The sequence below is a fragment of the Methylobacterium mesophilicum genome (genome assembly GCF_036441335.1).
GTDB lineage: Bacteria > Pseudomonadota > Alphaproteobacteria > Rhizobiales > Beijerinckiaceae > Methylobacterium > Methylobacterium mesophilicum_B.
In genome coordinates this window covers 318,453-334,154 of the sequence record NZ_MLBW01000034.1, presented here as the reverse complement: position 1 = coordinate 334,154, position 15,702 = coordinate 318,453, and the positions used below count along the sequence as shown (strand labels likewise).

At 71.1% G+C, this 15,702-nt stretch carries 15 protein-coding genes and 1 pseudogene; all 16 read right to left on the bottom strand.

Features of this window, described 5'->3' with window-relative positions; all coding sequences use genetic code 11:
* Positions 1–82: 82 nt before the first annotated feature.
* The 16 genes and pseudogenes from MMR14E_RS22240 to MMR14E_RS22165 all read right to left on the bottom strand — a co-directional run bounded on the left by MMR14E_RS22240 (position 83) and on the right by MMR14E_RS22165 (position 15,698).
* Positions 83–898, bottom strand: a complete 816-nt coding sequence (locus MMR14E_RS22240) for a M55 family metallopeptidase (protein ID WP_331317288.1) — start codon at positions 896–898, stop codon at positions 83–85.
* A gap of 3 nt (positions 899–901) precedes the next feature.
* Positions 902–1,978, bottom strand: coding sequence for a P1 family peptidase (locus tag MMR14E_RS22235; protein ID WP_331317286.1), 1,077 nt, complete (start codon positions 1,976–1,978; stop codon positions 902–904).
* Positions 1,975–2,877 carry a glutathione ABC transporter permease GsiD gene (gsiD, locus tag MMR14E_RS22230; RefSeq protein WP_331317285.1) on the bottom strand — a complete coding sequence of 301 codons (903 nt, stop codon included), beginning with the start codon at positions 2,875–2,877 and terminating at the stop codon, positions 1,975–1,977. Before gsiD ends, MMR14E_RS22235 begins: the two co-directional genes overlap by 4 nt.
* A gap of 7 nt (positions 2,878–2,884) precedes the next feature.
* Complete coding sequence (gsiC, locus tag MMR14E_RS22225; RefSeq protein WP_331317284.1) at positions 2,885–3,805, bottom strand: glutathione ABC transporter permease GsiC; 921 nt, start codon at positions 3,803–3,805, stop codon at positions 2,885–2,887.
* A gap of 105 nt (positions 3,806–3,910) precedes the next feature.
* Positions 3,911–5,458, bottom strand: a complete 1,548-nt coding sequence (gsiB, locus tag MMR14E_RS22220) for a glutathione ABC transporter substrate-binding protein GsiB (protein WP_331317282.1) — start codon at positions 5,456–5,458, stop codon at positions 3,911–3,913.
* A 31-nt stretch (positions 5,459–5,489) separates the two neighbouring features.
* The gene (locus tag MMR14E_RS22215) at positions 5,490–7,403 is read right to left on the bottom strand and encodes a dipeptide ABC transporter ATP-binding protein (protein WP_331317280.1); all 1,914 of its coding nucleotides are present in this window, start codon (positions 7,401–7,403) and stop codon (positions 5,490–5,492) included.
* An 8-nt stretch (positions 7,404–7,411) separates the two neighbouring features.
* Entirely contained in the window at positions 7,412–7,903 is a 492-nt protein-coding gene (locus MMR14E_RS22210) for an isoaspartyl peptidase/L-asparaginase (protein WP_331317278.1), read from the bottom strand.
* A 130-nt stretch (positions 7,904–8,033) separates the two neighbouring features.
* Positions 8,034–8,276 (bottom strand): annotated as a pseudogene (locus tag MMR14E_RS22205) (isoaspartyl peptidase/L-asparaginase); the annotation flags it as partial.
* The gene (locus tag MMR14E_RS22200; RefSeq protein ID WP_331317277.1) at positions 8,273–9,211 is read right to left on the bottom strand and encodes a MurR/RpiR family transcriptional regulator; all 939 of its coding nucleotides are present in this window, start codon (positions 9,209–9,211) and stop codon (positions 8,273–8,275) included. The pseudogene MMR14E_RS22205 and the gene MMR14E_RS22200, both read right to left, overlap by 4 nt.
* 233 nt (positions 9,212–9,444) lie before the next feature.
* The gene (locus MMR14E_RS22195; protein ID WP_331317275.1) at positions 9,445–10,137 is read right to left on the bottom strand and encodes a GntR family transcriptional regulator; all 693 of its coding nucleotides are present in this window, start codon (positions 10,135–10,137) and stop codon (positions 9,445–9,447) included.
* Between the two features lie 85 nt (positions 10,138–10,222).
* Entirely contained in the window at positions 10,223–10,987 is a 765-nt protein-coding gene (locus MMR14E_RS22190; RefSeq protein ID WP_331317274.1) for a carboxymuconolactone decarboxylase family protein, read from the bottom strand.
* Positions 10,984–11,373: a cupin domain-containing protein gene (locus MMR14E_RS22185; protein WP_331317273.1), complete on the bottom strand. Its 390-nt coding sequence runs from the start codon at positions 11,371–11,373 to the stop codon at positions 10,984–10,986. The genes MMR14E_RS22190 and MMR14E_RS22185 overlap by 4 nt, the downstream gene beginning before the upstream one ends.
* A gap of 9 nt (positions 11,374–11,382) precedes the next feature.
* The gene (locus MMR14E_RS22180) at positions 11,383–12,318 is read right to left on the bottom strand and encodes an NAD(P)-dependent oxidoreductase (protein ID WP_331318612.1); all 936 of its coding nucleotides are present in this window, start codon (positions 12,316–12,318) and stop codon (positions 11,383–11,385) included.
* Positions 12,315–13,691 (bottom strand): MFS transporter, encoded by a 1,377-nt coding sequence (locus tag MMR14E_RS22175; protein WP_331317272.1) that lies wholly within the window; start codon positions 13,689–13,691, stop codon positions 12,315–12,317. Before MMR14E_RS22175 ends, MMR14E_RS22180 begins: the two co-directional genes overlap by 4 nt.
* Before the next feature lie 110 nt (positions 13,692–13,801).
* A complete protein-coding gene (locus tag MMR14E_RS22170; protein WP_331317270.1) occupies positions 13,802–14,203 on the bottom strand; it encodes a carboxymuconolactone decarboxylase family protein in 402 nt (133 codons plus the stop codon).
* A gap of 58 nt (positions 14,204–14,261) precedes the next feature.
* Positions 14,262–15,698, bottom strand: a complete 1,437-nt coding sequence (locus MMR14E_RS22165) for an aldehyde dehydrogenase family protein (protein ID WP_331317268.1) — start codon at positions 15,696–15,698, stop codon at positions 14,262–14,264.
* Positions 15,699–15,702 lie beyond the last annotated feature (4 nt).

The following is a 15,702-nucleotide window of genomic DNA, read 5'->3' as shown; positions in this document are numbered from 1 at the left end:
CAGCATGGGGAAGCAAGGACCGTGCGGTTCTGGGCCTTCCGCCGGAGGACCGCAAGGCGCGGCGGCACCGGCCGCCGAAGGCTCAGCGCAGGGCGCTCGACATCGCCGACAGGGCGTTGATCACCCGGACCGCCTCCGTGACGTGCGTCGCCGCGAAGACGACCTCGCTGCCCTCCCCCCGCCGCAGGGTCGGCCACAGGCAGAACAGGTCCGCCAGGGCCGGTGTCTGCGCGCGCACGCGAACCTCCAGCGGGCCATCGAGCCGGAAGGGCCGCGCGCGCGCCTCCCGGAGGGCCGCCGCGACAGCCTCGCCGATCGCCGCGCAGCTCTGCGCCGGCGCGAGGCTGATGCCGCTGTTCTGCCCCGTCGCCCGCTTGGTCTCGACGAAGCGCGTCCCCGGGAGCAGCGCGCGGTTCTCCGCGATGAAGACGTCGTCGCCGCTCGCCATCGCCACCGGCACGCCGTGGGCGCCGGCCAGCGCGCCGTAGAGTCCGGCCTCGCCGAGTTCCTGGCCGTTGATCGCGATCCGGGCGAAGGCGAAGCTGTTGACTGTGTGGGCCAGGATGCCGCGCCCACTCGCCCGCGAATGGTAGCCGACGAGGCAGACCGCATCGATGTCCTGATCGATCCCGGCCATCATCCCGAGAGGCCGCGGCTTGCCCTGCACGGCCTGCGCGCGAGGGTCGAGGAGGTCGGGCGGCATGTTGCGGAAGTCGCCGTGCGAATCGTTGACCAGCACCGCCCGCGCGCCGCCGTCGAAGGCGCCCGCGATGGCGGCGTTGGCCTCCCGCGTCATCAGCACCCGCGCGCGCTCGTACTCGGGATTTCCCGGCGTCGTCTGGACGCGGTGATAGATCCCGGCGACGCCCTCGATATCCGTCGAGATCAGGACGCGCATCGCTCAGGCTCCCAGGATATCGGCCCAGCCGGGCAGGAGATCGGTCAGGGCGTCCCGCCGGTGGCCGTCGCGGCCCGTCACCGCCTCGGCCCGCCAGAGGGCGTGGATGATCGCCTGCTCGATCCCGTCCGCGGCGGCCTCGAACAGCGGGTCGAGCTCCGCGTCGTGCAGCAGGGCGGGCGCCGGCATCGGGCGGGCGGCATCCTGCGGCACCGTGTAGGCCGTCGAGAAGGCGAGCGCGATGTCGCCGCTGCCGTGACCGAACACCGAGCCGGTCCGGGCGAGGCCCGCCCCGGCCCGCAGGGCGAGGCGGCGAAGCTGGCGCGCGTCGAGGGGCGCGTCGGTGGCGAGGATCATGACGATCGAGCCCTTCTCCGGCGGCTCCGCCACGGGTTCGGGCTCCCCGGCGGCCGCCCGGACGTGGGCGGCGAGGGCTGTGCCGCACACCCGGATCTGGGACGGCTTGCCGAAATTCGACAGGACGAGCGTGCCCAGCGTGAACCGGCCCCCCGCGCGCGCGCGGACGCGCCGGGAGGCGGTGCCGATGCCGCCCTTGAGGCCGAAGGTCGACATCCCGCGCCCGGCCCCCACCGACCCTTCCGCGACGGCGGTGCCGGCGGCGTCCAGGGCGTCGCTGTAATGGGACGCCTCCACGGCCATGCGCTGAAGGTTGTTGAGGTAGCCGTCGTTGCACTCGAACACGAGCGGGTTCAGCGTCGGCAGCGCGCGCCCGATCTCCGGATTGTCGGCGATCGCGGCGCGGATCTGGGCGGCCGCCACCGCCGGCACCGCGAAGGTGTTGGTCAGGGCGATCGGCGTCTCCAGGACGCCGAGCTCCTCGACCTGCATCAGCCCGACGGACTTGCCGAAGCCGTTCAGCACGACGCCGGCCGCCGGAACGCGGTCCCGGTAGGGATCGCCGCCGTGCGGCCGCACGACCGTGACGCCAGTCTGCACCGCTCCGTCCGCCAGCGTGCAATGCCCGACGGTCACGCCCGGGACGTCGGTGATGGCGTCGCGCGGACCGCGCGGCAGGCGGCCGACGCGGGGCGCCGGGCGCCGAGGGGCGGCCGGCGTCACAGGCGGTCGATCTTCGGGTCGAGGGCGTCCCGGAGACCGTCCCCGAGGAGGTTGAAGGCCAGAACCGTGAAGAAGATCGCGAGGCTCGGGAACAGCGCGACGTGCGGCGCCGTGACCATGTCGGCGCGGGCCTCGTTCAGCATGGCGCCCCATTCGGGCGTCGGCGGCTGCGCGCCCATCCCGAGGAAGGACAGGCTCGCGGCCGTGATGATCGAGGTGCCCAGCCGCATGGTGAAGTAGACCACGATGCCCGAGATCGTGCCCGGCAGGATGTGGCGCAGGATGATCGTCCGGTCGGGAGCGCCGATGCTCCGCGCGGCCTCGATGTAGGTGCTGTTCTTCAGGACCAGGGTCGTGCCGCGCACGAGGCGCGCGAAGGCCGGGACGCTGAAGACCGAGACCGCCACGACGACGTTGACGAGCCCGGACCCCAGGATGGCGACGACGCCGAGCGCCAGGAGGATGCCCGGGAAGGCGAACAGCACGTCGGACATGCGCATGACGATCCGGTCCCACCAGCCGCCGTAATAGCCCGCCAGGAGGCCCAGCACGGTCCCGACGAGGCCGCCGACGGCGACCGAGAGGAACCCGGTCGCCAGCGAGATCCGCGCGCCCTCGATGATGCGGCTCAGGATGTCGCGCCCGAGGGGATCGACGCCGAGCCAGTGCGCGAGCGAGGGGCCCTCGTTGATCCGGTCGTAGTCGAAATCGTTGACCGGGTCGTAGGGCACGATCCACGGGGCCAGCACGGCGACCGCGACCAGCAGGCCGATGAAGCCCAGGGCGATGACGGCGACGCGCTGGCGCCGGAACTTGCGCCAGAATTCCGACCACGGCGTCCGGATGCCGGTGGGGACGGGCGCGACGGTGGGGGCGGCGGGGACGAGGATGTCGGTCACGGCCGGCTCACCTGTAGCGGATGGTCGGGTTGATGAGGCCGTAGAGCACGTCCACGACCAGGTTGATCAGGATGAACTCCAGGGAGAACAGCAGGACCAGGGCCTGGATCACCGGATAGTCGCGCTGGTTCACGGCATCGACGAGCAGGCGGCCCATGCCGGGCCAGTTGAACACCGCCTCCACGACGATCGAGCCGCCGAGCAGGAAGCCGAACTGCAGGCCCATCATGGTCACGACCGGGATCAGGGCGTTGCGCAGGCAGTGCTTGGCGATCACGACGCGCTCCTTGAGCCCCTTGGCGCGCGCGGTGCGCACGAAATCCTCGCCGATGACCTCCACGAAGGCCGCGCGGGTGAAGCGGGCCATCACGGCGGCCACGGCCGCGCCCAGCGTCAGCGACGGCAGCACGTAGTGCCGCCACGTGTCGGCGCCGACGGTCGGCAGCCAGCCGAGCTCGACCGAGAAGATCTGCATCAGGAGGATGCCCAGCGCGAAGGCCGGGAACGAGATGCCGGACACGGCGAGCGTCATCCCGACCCGGTCGGGCCATGCGTTCCGGTAGACCGCCGAGACGATGCCGATGATCAGACCGAAGGCGACCGCCCAGGCCATGCTGGTGAGGGTGAGCAGGAGGGTCGGCAGGAAGCGCTCGCCGATCTCGGTCGAGACCGGGCGGCGGGTGCGGATCGAGACGCCGAGATCACCGCGGGCGAGGTTGGCGAAGTAGCGCACGAACTGTTCCGGCAGGGGCCGGTCGAGGCCGAGCTCTGTGCGCACCAGGGCCACCGTCTGGGCGTCGGCATCCTGCCCGGCCGCCAGCCGGGCCGGATCGCCGGGCAGCAGGTGGACGAACAGGAAGACCAGCACCGAGACGATCAGCAGCGTCGGCAGCAGCCCGAGGAGCCGCTTGAGCAGGAAGGTCAGCATAGGCTCGCGCCCGGGATCCGGGGTTTCCGTGAGGCGATCGCGCGGGCGCGCCGCGCCGGGCCGGCCGTCGAACAGGCCAGCCGGCGCAGCGCCCGCGATCGGCGGCTACTGAGCGACGGCGATCGCGCCGGAATCGATGTTGCCGTCGGGCATGACGTAGACGCCGGAGAGCCGCGCGGAGGTGGCGTAGAGATTCTGCTCGGTGACCAGCGGCGCCCAGGGGGCGTCCTTCATCACGATCTCCTGGGCCTTGGCGTAGAGCTCGGCCCGCTCCGCGTCGTTCGTCGAGACGAGCGCCTTGGCCAGCAGGGCGTCGAACTCCGCGTTGCTGTAGTAGGCGGTGTTGTTGAGCTTGGGCGGCCACGCCTCCGTGGCCAGCAGCGGCCTCAGGCCCCAGTCGGCCTCACCGGTCGAGGACGACCAGCCGGCATAGTAGAGGCGGACGCGGGCGGTCTTCGGGTCGGGGGCGGTCTGCACCCACTCGGTGCGCTGGCCGGGCTCCAGGGCCAGGGTCTGCACCTTGATGCCGACCTGCCCGAGCTGCTGCTGGAGGAACTGGATCGCCTTCTGGGCGGTGGTGGTGGTGTAGGCGCTCCAGAGGGTCGCCTCGAAGCCGTTCGCGTAGCCGGCCTCCTTCAGGAGCTGGCGCGCCTTGGCCGGGTCGTAGGGCCACGGATCCATCTTGTGGGCGTAGCGCACGCCCTGCGGGACGATGCCCTGGGCGGGGAAGGCGTAGCCCGAGAAGGCGACCTTGGCCAAGGCCTCCTTGTTGATCGCGTAGTTGATCGCCTGACGGACGCGCAGGTCGTCGAACGGCTTCTGCAGCACGTTCATGCTCAGATACCGCTCGATGATCGAGGCGTGGACCTCGATCTTCAGCTTCTTGCTGGCCTCGAGCATCTTGGCCTGCTCGTAGGGCAGCGGGAAGGCGAAGTCGGCCTCGCCGGTCTGCAGCATGGCGGCGCGGGTGCCGTTCTCGGGCACCGGCTTCCACGTGATGGTGTCGACCTTGGGGAAACCGGCCTGCCAGTAATCGGCGAACTTCGCGCCCTTGACGTAGTCGGTCTGCTTCCAGTCGACGAAGGTGAACGGCCCGGTGCCGACCGGATGGAAGGCGATGTCCTTGCCGTACTTCTTCAGGGCCGTGGGCGAGATGATCGCCGCCGAGGCGTGGGCCAGCGAGTTGATGAACGGCCCGAAAGGCTCCTTCAGGGTGATGCGCAGGCTCGTGGGCGAGAGCACCTCGATCGTCTTGATGCGGTTGAACTGGTTGTAGCGCGCGAGGTGGTTCTCCGGGTCGAGGACGCGGTCGAGGTTGGCCTTCACCGCAGCGGCGTCGAACGTCGTACCGTCGTGAAATTTCACGCCCTCACGCAGCTTGAACGTGTAGACGAGGCCGTCGGGCGAGGTCTCGTAGCTCTCGGCCAGGACGTTGCGGACCTTGAGATCCTTGTCGAAGCCGAAGAGGCCCTCGTAGAACGACTTGGTGACGGCGGTCGTGAGCGTGGTGTTGGTGTTGTACGGGTCGAGGGTCTCGGGCTGGCCGCTGATCGCCAGGATCGGGTCGCCCGCCGCGGCGGCGGGGGCGGTCGCCGCGGCGAGCAGGCCGGCGGCGAGGAGGAAGCGCTCGAACATGGTCAGACCTCGGGGCATGGGACGATCCTGCTGGCGGGGGTAGGCGGTGTCAGGCGGCGAGGCCGCCGACCGTGTGGCGAGCGACGAGATGGCCGGGGCCGATCTCGACGAGGGGCGCGACCTGCGGCTCGTCGCCGATGGCCCGGACCGGGCTCGGGATCTCGTCGGTCAGGAGCCGGCGGGCGCGCAGGTGCCGGCGGGCCGGGTCGGCGACCGGCACCGCCGCCATCAGCTTGCGGGTATAGGGGTGCTGCGGGTTCTCGAAGATCGCCCGGCGGGGTCCGATCTCGACGATCTGGCCGAGATACATCACCGCGACCCGGTGGCTGACGCGCTCGACCACCGCCATGTCGTGGCTGATGAAGAGATAGGCGAGGCCGAACTCCCGCTGGAGGTCGAGCATCAGGTTCACGATCTGCGCCTGGATCGACACGTCGAGGGCCGAGACCGCCTCGTCGGCGACGATGACCTTCGGGTTCAGGGCGAGGGCCCGGGCGATGGCGATGCGCTGCCGCTGCCCGCCCGAGAACTCGTGCGGGTAGCGCTGGGCCTGGTCGGGGGTCAGCCCGACGCGCTCGAGGAGCCACGCCACCCGCGCCTCGGCCTCGCGGCGCGTCGCGATCCCGTGGACCAGCAGCGGCTCCATGATCGAGAACCCCACGGTCAGGCGCGGATCGAGGGACGCGTAGGGGTCCTGGAAGATGAACTGGATGTTGCGCCGCAGACCGCGGAGCCGCCCGGGTGGCAGGTCGCGGATGTTGCCGCCGTCGAACTCGATCAGGCCGCTCTCGCTCTCCACGAGGCGCAGGAGCGAGCGGCCCGTCGTGGACTTGCCGCAGCCGGATTCGCCGACAAGGGCCAGGGTCTCGCCGGGATGGAGATCGAAGCTGACCCGCTCTACCGCGTGGACGCGGCGGCGGACGCGATTGAGCAGGCCGCCGCGGATGTCGAACCGGGTGACGAGGTCGCGCACCCGCAGGATCGGCCCGGCGCCGGCGCGAACGGTGTCGTGGGGCGCGTCGACCGCGGCGGGGTCCGCCTGCCCTGCCGGCTGTTCCCGGGCCTCGGCCCGCAGCAGGTCGAATTTCCGTGGCAGGTCGCTGCCCGCCATGGCGCCGAGCTTGGGCACGGCGGCGAGCAGCGCCTCGGTGTAGGCGTGGCGCGGCGCGGCGAAGAGCGCGGGCGCCGCCCCCTCCTCGACCTTGTCGCCCCGGTACATGACCAGCACGCGGTCGGCGATCTCGGCCACGACGCCCATGTCGTGGGTGATGAAGACGACAGCCATCTTCATCTCCGCCTGCAGGCTGCGGATCAGCTCGAGGATCTGCGCCTGGATCGTGACGTCGAGGGCCGTTGTCGGCTCGTCGGCGATGAGAAGCTGCGGCTTGCAGGACAGGGCCATGGCGATCATCACGCGCTGGCGCATGCCGCCGGAGAGCTGGTGCGGGTAGCGCGTGAGGACGTTGCGCGCCTCGGGGATGCGCACGAGGTCGAGCATCCGCAGGGCCTCGGCCCGGGCGGCGGAGGCGCTCTTTCCCTGGTGGACGCGGATCGATTCCGCGATCTGGTCCCCGGCGGTGAAGACCGGGTTCAGGGAGGTCATCGGCTCCTGGAAGATCATCGCGATCTCGGAGCCGCGGATCGCCCGCATCTTGGCGTTCGGGGCCGCGGCGAGATCGAGGATCTCGCCCGTGCCGCGCCGGAACAGCATCTGCCCGGCCGCGATCCGGCCGCCGCCGTGCTCGACGAGGCGCATCAGGCTCAGCGAGGTCACGGACTTGCCCGACCCGGACTCGCCGACGATCGCCAGGGTCTCGCCGGCGTCGACGTGGAACGACAGGTCGCGGACCGCCTCCACGACGCGCTCGGAGGTCGCGAAGCGGACGGTGAGGCCGGTGACGGAGACGACCCGTCCGTCGGGCATTGCGATGGGAGAGCCGGTCCCGGCTGCGATGGTCGGCATGGCGGATCTCAGCGCGCGTGGGCCGGGACGCGGCGGGTCTCGCGGAAGATCGCGGTGACCGGCGCCTCGCCGGAGCGGACGAGGCCGCGATACATGCCCTCGGTGTTGAACGGCATCGCGACCCGCCCGCGCGCGTCGACGGCGATCAATCCGCCGCGGCCCCCGACCGCCGGCAGGCTGTCTTCGACGACCGCGCGGGTCGCCGCCGCGAGGTCCTGCCCCCCGTAGGCCATGCGCGCGCAGACATCGTGCGCCGCGGCGACGCGGATGAAGGCCTCGCCCGTGCCGGTGCAGGAGACGGCGGCGAACCGGTCATCCGCGTAGGTGCCCGCGCCGATCAGCGGCGAGTCGCCGATCCGGCCGGGACGCTTGTTGGTCATGCCGCCGGTCGAAGTCAGGGCGGCGAGATGGCCATCGCGGTCGAGGGCGACTGCGCCCACCGTGCCGAACTTGCGGGTCTCGTCGAGGGGGCCCGACGCCGCGTCGTGGTCGAGGGCCACCTGCCCGGCGGCCCCGAAGGTGCCGGCGTGGAGCGGCCCGGAGACGAACTCCCAGAACGGGTCGAAATCCTGGAACTGCGCCTTGTTGGGGTTGGAGGGTGGCGCCGTCCATGATCGCGGCGTCGAGCTCGTGGGTCTCGGCGCTCGTGAAGACGGCGCCGTGGCCGGCGTTGAACAGCGGGCACTCCTCGAGGAGGTCGACGGCGCGGCTCACGGCGTCGAGGGCGCTGCCGCCGTCGGCGAGGCAGGCCGCTCCGGCCGCCAGGATCTCGGCGAGGGCCGCGTGGTAGCGCGCCTCGCCGGGATCGGCCTGGCCCGACGCGATCGTCCCGGCGCCGCCGTGGATCACGAGAACGGGGCGGTGGTCGCTCATGGAACGGTTCCCGGTGGCGGGGTGTCGGGCAGGTCGTCGGCTCCGCCCTGCGGCGGCCAGGCGGCGTAGTCGCGGTCGAGCCAGGGCAGCACCGCCTCCGTCACGCGCGTCGCGGCCGGCACCAGATCCACGGTGGCGTGGGCGAAGGCGCTCGCCAGGGCCTCCACGAGGGCCGTGAGGCTGGCATCCGAGGCCGCGAAGTAGTGGCAGTCGGTCTGCGCGTAGAGCGCGAGGGTGGCGGTCGCCACCAGGGGCGAGTGCGGCCCGTCGGTCAGCGCCAGCACCGCGGCGCCGTGCTTCCGGGCGATCTCGGCGAGCCGCACCGTGTCGGCGAAGTAGCGCGGCGTGGCCAGGGCGATGACCAAGTCGTCGGCCGTCAGCCGGCGCAGGGTCCGCGCCGCGAAGCCCGGACCCTCCAGTGTCGCCAGGAGATGGACGTCCTCGCGGTTCACGTCGAGGTTGCGCGCGAGGATGCCGGCCGGCCAGCTGCTGCTGCCCAGGCCCACGACGTAGACCCGCCGGGCCTGCCGGATCGCCTCGACCGCGCGGCCGCAGGTCTCGCCGTCGAGCCCGCGCCGCGTCGCCTCGATGTTGCGGATGATGTCGGCCAGGGCTCCGTCGAGGATCCCGGACACGCTCGCGGGCTGCTCCCGTCCGCCGCGCAGCCTCTCGACCGGGGCCAGCGCCTTCTCGTAGCCGAGGACGAGGGCCGCGCGGAACTTCGCGTAGCCCGCGTAGCCGACGGCCCGGGCGAACCGGTTGGCGGTGGCGACGGAGACGCCGACGAGATCCGCCAGCTCGTTCACCGGGAGCGTCGCGGCGCGCAGCGGATGGTCGAGGACGAACCGGGCGACCTGCCGGTGGGCGGCACTGAGGGACGGGTAAGCCTGCGCGATGCGCTGGGCGACGGATGCTTCCCCCGGTTGCAGTGCCACGGCGCTGGGCTCGATCGAAAATTATCAACTGAGCCGAGGGTGAGAAATTTTTAGATCATTTGCAAGCGCGAGATGCCGCTTCCGGCGGCATCCCCTGCACAAATCATCGCGTTGAACGGGTTGATCGTAGGCGCGACGGCGCCGCGTCACGGTCGGACAGAGATCAGCGGCCGCCGGATCCTGTCACAGAGAGGGCCGAACGGCGGAAGGCGCTCGGGATCGGGGAGCGCGGGTCAGCTCGCGGCGTCGAGGGTCGTCTGCGCGGTGCGGAACGCCAGCTGCTTCAGGGCGACCGCGCAGGCGTTGGTGACGTGCAGGCGGGCCAGCCGCTCCGCCTGCGCGGCGTCCCGAACCTGAAAGGCCGCGACGAGGGCGTCGATCTCGGCGAGGCTGTGCGGCAGCCGCTCGGGATGCATCAGGGAGGTCGCCCGCAGCAGGTTGATCCGCGAGTAGAAGCCGCGGAGGATCTCGCGGACGAGATCGTTGCCGCAATGGCTGAGCATCACGTCGTAGAGGACGCCCTTGGCGCGCAGGACGCGGTCCGTGTCGCCGGAGCCGGCAGCCTCGCGCAGGTCTCCGGCAGCCCGGCCGAACTCCGCGATCGCGGCGTCCGTGGCCTGCTTGGCGAATTCGTGCGCCGCGAAGCCCTCCAGCACGGCCCGCAGCGCGTAGAGCTGCCGCGCCTCGTCGACCGAGATCGAGGCCACGACCGGGCCGCGATGCGGGACCGTGTGGACGAGCTTCTCGGCCTCGAGCCGGCGCAGGGCCTCGCGCACGGAGGCGCGGCTGACGCCGAGCCCCTCGCACAGCTCGCGCTCGATCAGCCGCTCGCCGGGGGCGTAGACGCCCGAGGTGATCGCTTCGCGGACGGCGTCCTCGACCTTGTGCCGGAGCGTGTCCGGCTGGATGGCCCTGATCTTGTTCATCGCTGGGTCTTCGGGGAGCGCTGCCGAGCCGAACCGGTGACATGGCGCAGCCTCGGGTGGCAAGGCGTGCCGCGAGGCGCGTCGGTCAGCCCCGGCTCCGCGCGGCCAGTTCGTCGCGCAGGATCGGCGCGGCCAGTTCCGCGCCGTGCATGCCGATCAGGCTGACGATCTCGAGAACCTCCATGAGTTCTTCCTTGGTCGCGCCGTAGCCGAGGGCGTTCTTCATGTGCATCTTCAGACCCGGCACGTAGAGGTGGGTCGCCGCCGCGTCGAAGGCGCAGTAGACGAACTCCTTCATCTTCGGCGTCAGCACGCCGTGGCGCCAGGGCCAGGCGGAGAAGTCGAGATAGCCCTCGAACAGGTCGGGATCGAGCTCGAGAAGACCGTCCCAGAACGTGTGCCAGTAGCCCCTGTCGCGGGTGAAGTCGGATTTCAGCCGCTCCTGACGCGGCGTGAGCGGCGCGGGGCCGCTCCGCTGCCCGGCCTCCTCCAGCACCTCCAGCAGCAGCGGCACGCCGATGTTGCAGGCGTGGATGCCGAGAGTCGCCGTCAGGGCCAGGACCTCGGTGATCTCCTCGGCGCTCGCGCCCGCGTCGAGGGCGTTGCGGATCTGGCGGCGGGTCCCGGGCGCGTAGAGATGGGTCGCGGCCGTCGCGGCCGAGAGCGCGATCAGAGCGCGGTCCTTCGCGCCGAGATGGTTCCTGCGCACGGGGACCATCGCCAGCCGCGCCCAGGCGTCGAGGAAGCCCGGGGCCAGCTCGGCCAGGGCCGCCTGCTCCGCGTCCCAGTAGCCCAGCTCCCTCTCCACGGTGTGCCGCAGGCTTTCCGGGCTCGGCGCGGGCCCGGTCATGCCGTGGCTCCGGCGTAGTCGGCCTCGACCACCTCGTCCTGCCAGTCGGTCTTGCCGAGCGAGATCGCCGTGTGGAGCAGGTAGCTGTCGGCCGCCGCGCCGTGCCAGTGCCGCTCGTCCGCGGGGATCCAGACCGTGTCGCCCGCCCGGATCGGCTGCGCCTGCTGACCCGCGACGCAGATCCAGCCCTTGCCGGCGGTCACCTGCAGGATCTGCCCCTGCGCGTGCGCGTGCCAGAAGGTCCGCGCGCCGGGCGTGAAGAAGACGTTGTTGATCATCACGCCGTCCGTCGACGGCATCACCGGGTCGGCCCAGACCTGCCCGGTGAAGGTCGGCCCGCGGCTCTCGGACTTGGCGCTGTTCTCGCGACCGTGGAAGATCTGCATCGTATCCTCTCAGTTCTCGTGTCGGTTGCCGTGGAGCCGGACGCCGCCGGAGACGTCGCCGATGGCGTCGACGACGCGGTTGGAGATGACGTCGCCGTAGCCGAGCGCCGTGGCGAGGCCGAAGCTCGCCATCGGACCCGCCGCGTTGAGGGAGGCGACGCCGAGTTCGTGCAGGAGATCGGTGTAGAGGACGACATCCTTGGTCATCAGCTTGCCGGTCAGGCCGCCTTCCAGGTAGTCGCCGTCGACGATCTTCGGGAAACGGTTCAGCGTCGCGAAGTTGACGCCGCTGGAGGCGTTCAGCACCTCCAGGAGCCGGTGCAGGTCGAGCCCGGCCTTCCGCCCCGCGACCATGACCTCCGCGGTGGCGGCGAGGCTGACCGCGTTCAGGAAGTTGTTGAGCAGCTTGGTCGTGTGGCCGGCGCCCGAGCCGCCCATCACGACGACCTTTCGGGCGATCGGCGCGAACACCCAGCCCAGCCGGTCGATGATTGCGGGGTCGCCGCCGACCATCAGGGTCAGCGTGCCTCTCTCGGCCGCGGCGGCGCCGCCGGAGATGCCGGCGTCGACGTAGGCGACGCCGCGCTCGGTAAGCGCCGCGGCGAGGCGGCGCGTCGAGCTGGCCGAGGCGGTGCTGAGGTCGACGACGATCTGCCCGTCCCGGCAGCCCGCGAGGACGCCGCCCGCGCCGAGCACGACGCGCTCGACCACCTTGCTGTCGGGCAGGGACATCAGGACCACGTCCGCCGCACCGACGACCGCGGCGATCGAGGCCGCTTCCGTCGCGCCCCAGCGCGAAGCGGCCTCCCGGTCGGTGTCGTAGCCGACGACATCGATCCCCGCCCCGGTCAGGCGGCGCGTCATGCGGCCGCCCATGTTGCCGAGCCCGATGAAGCCGATCCGGTTCCCGTTCATGCTGCGTCCTCCGCGCGGCGTCCGGCTCAGTGGCCGGTGCCGAAATCGACGTCCTTGGTCTCCGGCCCGATGAGCGCGCCGACGGTGCCGATCAGGCCGCCGGCGATCAGCAGGGCCACGGGCGTCAGCGCGAGGGGCATCAGCGCGCTCAGCCAGTCCATGTAGAAGGCGTAGAAGGACGGGATCACCACCGAGAGGCTGAACCCGATGCCGAAGCCGGTGGCGCGGACATCCGTGGCGAAGCGCTCGTTGATGTAGGTGACGATGACACCCCAGGGCGAGGTCACGATCACCGCGAGGAGGCTGACCAGCAGCACGCGGGTTCCGAACGCCATGTCGGGCGTGACGGTCAGCGTGTAGAGGATGTACGCGCCGACGGTGGCGATCAGCGGGCCGACGATCACGAAGAACCGCCGGCGGCCGATGACCTGCCCCAGCAGGCCGGAGCCGATGTAGCTGAAGAACAGGATCGTGTAGCAGATCATCAGCGTCGCGGTCAGCGCGAAGCCGTTGAGGTGCAGGGTCTTCACCAGCAGACCGGTCGGCATGTAGATCGTGATGATGTTCTGCGTCATCCAGAAGCCGGTCATCAGCAGCAGGACCTGCAGGAGGTCGCGCCCGCCCTTCCCGGAGAGCAGTCCCGCCATGGGCGACGTCTCGGCCTGTTCGGCCCCGGCGGCGGCCTCCTTCTTCCAGACCTCCGATTCCGAGACCTTGTGGACGTAGTAGAGGGCGAGCAGGCCGGCCAGCGCCGCGCCGACGATGAAGGGGATGCGCCAGCCCCAGACCGTGTAGGGCGACCCGGGCCCGTCGAGCGGGAACAGGTAGAACATCAGCATCGTGATGAGATTGATGCTGACATAGGCGGCCGGGAAGCCGGCGATGATCAGCCCGCCGACGAAGCCGCGCTTGTCCTTCTTGGAATACTCGATGGCGAGCGGCATCGCGCCCGTGTAGCCGCCCCCGAGGAAGATCCCGTCGAGGAAGCGCAGCAGCACCAGCAGGATGTACGAGGCGAGGCCGAGCGTCTCGTAGCCGGGCAGCAGGCCGATCAGCAGCGTGATCACGCCGAAGCCGGCCACCGAGTAGATCGAGGCTGCCCGGCGCCCGACCTTGTCGGCGATCAGACCGAAGATGAGCGCGCCGATCGGGCGGCCGAGGAGCGTGGTGATGAAGACGAGCGAGGCCAGCACCGTCTCCATCTGGGGAGACAGGTTCTTCGGCTGGAACATGAACATCACCGGTGCCAGCGCGACCACCGGCAGGTAGATGTCGAACATGTCGATGTATTCGGAGAAGAACGCGCCGCGGATCGCGCTCCTGCGCTTCTCCTCGATCGACTGGGACGCGGCCGGGCGCGCGCCCGCTCCGTCCGTTGCCAAAGCTGCCGACGTGACCGACATGGCGTCTCCCTCCCTGCTCGTCTGCCGCGCAGTTTCTTGACTGCGTCGGACTCAGGTGCGGGTCCGTACCCGCGCGGCGCGGGCTCGCGCCCGCGCATTGGTTCGCGGGATCAGCGCCCGCCGGCCTGCTCCGCGTCCCACGCGGCGATCGCCGCGGAGGCGGTCCGGAAGGCGGCCAGGGCCGACGGAGCGCCGCAATAGACGAGCGCCTGCATCAGCACCGCCTGGATCTCGTCCTTGGTCACGCCGTTGTTGAGCGCGCCTTTGACGTGGACGCCGAGTTCGTGGTGCTGGTTCATCGCGGTCAGCATCGCGATATTGAGCATGCTCCGGGTCTTGAACGGCAGCGTCTCGTCGCCCCAGACCGCGCCCCAGCAATACTCGGTCACGAGCCGCTGGACCGGGCGATTGAACGCGTCGGCATTGGCCCAGGACTTCTCGACATGGGCGGCGCCGAGGACGGTCTTGCGGTTCTCGAAGCCTCTGCCGAACAGCTCGCTCTCATCGGACATCTGGTTCTCCTGGTCGGGGCCGACGCGCGCGGGCGCCGGCCGCATCGCGCGGGACGGATCAGTCGAGGCCGAAGCCGATCATTGCCTTGGTCTCGAGGTATTCCTGGAGACCGGCCTCGCCCCATTCCCGGCCGTTGCCGGACTGGCGGTAGCCGCCGAACGGGGCGTGCACGTCCGGAGGCGGATAGTTGATGTGGACCTGCCCGCCGATGAGCCGCCGCGCCACGGCGCGCGCCCGGTCGCGGTCCCGACCCTGCACGTAGGCGGCGAGCCCGTAGCGCGAGCCGTTGGCGATCGCGATCGCCTCGTCCTCGCTGTCGTAGGCGAGGATCGACAGGACCGGCCCGAAGATCTCCTCCCGCGCGATGGTCATGTCCGAAGTCACGTCGGCGAACACCGTCGGGCGGACGTAGAAGCCGCGATCGAGGTGGTCCGGCCGCTCCGGGCCGCCGGCGACGAGCCGCGCGCCCTCGGCGATGCCGGTGCGGATCAGCCCGACGACGCGCTCGTACTGGGCGCGGTTGACCACCGGGCCGAGATCCGTCTCGGGATCCGCGGTCGGGCCGAGCCGGAAGCCCGACGCCGCCTCGGCCGCGATCGCGGCCGCCTCGTCCATCCGGTCCCTGGGCACGAGCATCCGCGTCGGGATGGAGCAGGACTGGCCGGAATTGGTGCAGCAGGCCGCGACGCCGCGCCGGACCGCCTGATCGAAGTCGACATCCGGGAGCAGGATGTTGGCCGACTTGCCGCCGAGTTCCTGCGCGACGCGCTTGATGGTCGGGGCCGCCGCCCGGGCGATCTCGATCCCGGCGCGGGTCGACCCGGTGAACGAGACCATGTCGATCCCCGGATGGGCGGCGATCGCGGCGCCGACGCCGGGGCCGTCCCCGTTTACGAGGTTGAACACGCCCGGCGGCACGCCCGCGTCGTGGAGGACCTGCGCGAACAGCATCGCGCTCACGGCCGAGAACTCGCTGGGCTTCAGAACCATCGTGCAGCCGGCCGCGAGCGCCGGGGCGATCTTCACGACGATCTGGTTGATCGGCCAGTTCCAGGGGGTGATCAGGCCGCAGACGCCGATCGGCTCGCGCCGGATCCGGGTGGTGCCGCGATCCTCCTCGAACGCGAAGCGCTCCATCACCTCGATGAGCGCGTTGAGGTGCGCAGGTCCCCGCGCCGCCTGCCCCTTGCGGGCGAAGCCGATGGGCGAGCCCATCTCCTGCCGGATCGTCTCCGCGAAGGTCTCGAACCGCTCCTCGAACAGCGCGAGGACCCGCCGCAGGATCGCGACGCGCGCGGCGGGCGCCGTCTCCGAGAAGGCCGGGAAGGCGGCGCGGGCGGCGCGCACGGCCCGGTCGACATCCTCGGCATCGCCGAGCGCGAGGGTGCCGAACGCCGTCTCCGTGGCGGGATCGATCAGCGGGAACGGGCGGGCCGCGACCGGCTCGACCCAGGCGCCGTCGATGTAGAAGCGGCTCAGGTCCGGGAGCGCCATGGTC

Coding starts and splice junctions, on each gene's coding strand:
- MMR14E_RS22240 (WP_331317288.1), bottom strand. CDS start 898: ATGCGCGTCCTGATCTCGACGGATATCGAGGGCGTCGCCGGGATCTAT.
- gsiC (WP_331317284.1), bottom strand. CDS start 3,805: ATGCTGACCTTCCTGCTCAAGCGGCTCCTCGGGCTGCTGCCGACGCTG.
- gsiB (WP_331317282.1), bottom strand. CDS start 5,458: ATGCCCCGAGGTCTGACCATGTTCGAGCGCTTCCTCCTCGCCGCCGGC.
- MMR14E_RS22215 (WP_331317280.1), bottom strand. CDS start 7,403: ATGCCGACCATCGCAGCCGGGACCGGCTCTCCCATCGCAATGCCCGAC.
- MMR14E_RS22195 (WP_331317275.1), bottom strand. CDS start 10,137: ATGAACAAGATCAGGGCCATCCAGCCGGACACGCTCCGGCACAAGGTC.
- MMR14E_RS22190 (WP_331317274.1), bottom strand. CDS start 10,987: ATGACCGGGCCCGCGCCGAGCCCGGAAAGCCTGCGGCACACCGTGGAG.
- MMR14E_RS22185 (WP_331317273.1), bottom strand. CDS start 11,373: ATGCAGATCTTCCACGGTCGCGAGAACAGCGCCAAGTCCGAGAGCCGC.
- MMR14E_RS22175 (WP_331317272.1), bottom strand. CDS start 13,691: ATGTCGGTCACGTCGGCAGCTTTGGCAACGGACGGAGCGGGCGCGCGC.
- MMR14E_RS22170 (WP_331317270.1), bottom strand. CDS start 14,203: ATGTCCGATGAGAGCGAGCTGTTCGGCAGAGGCTTCGAGAACCGCAAG.
- MMR14E_RS22165 (WP_331317268.1), bottom strand. CDS start 15,698: ATGGCGCTCCCGGACCTGAGCCGCTTCTACATCGACGGCGCCTGGGTC.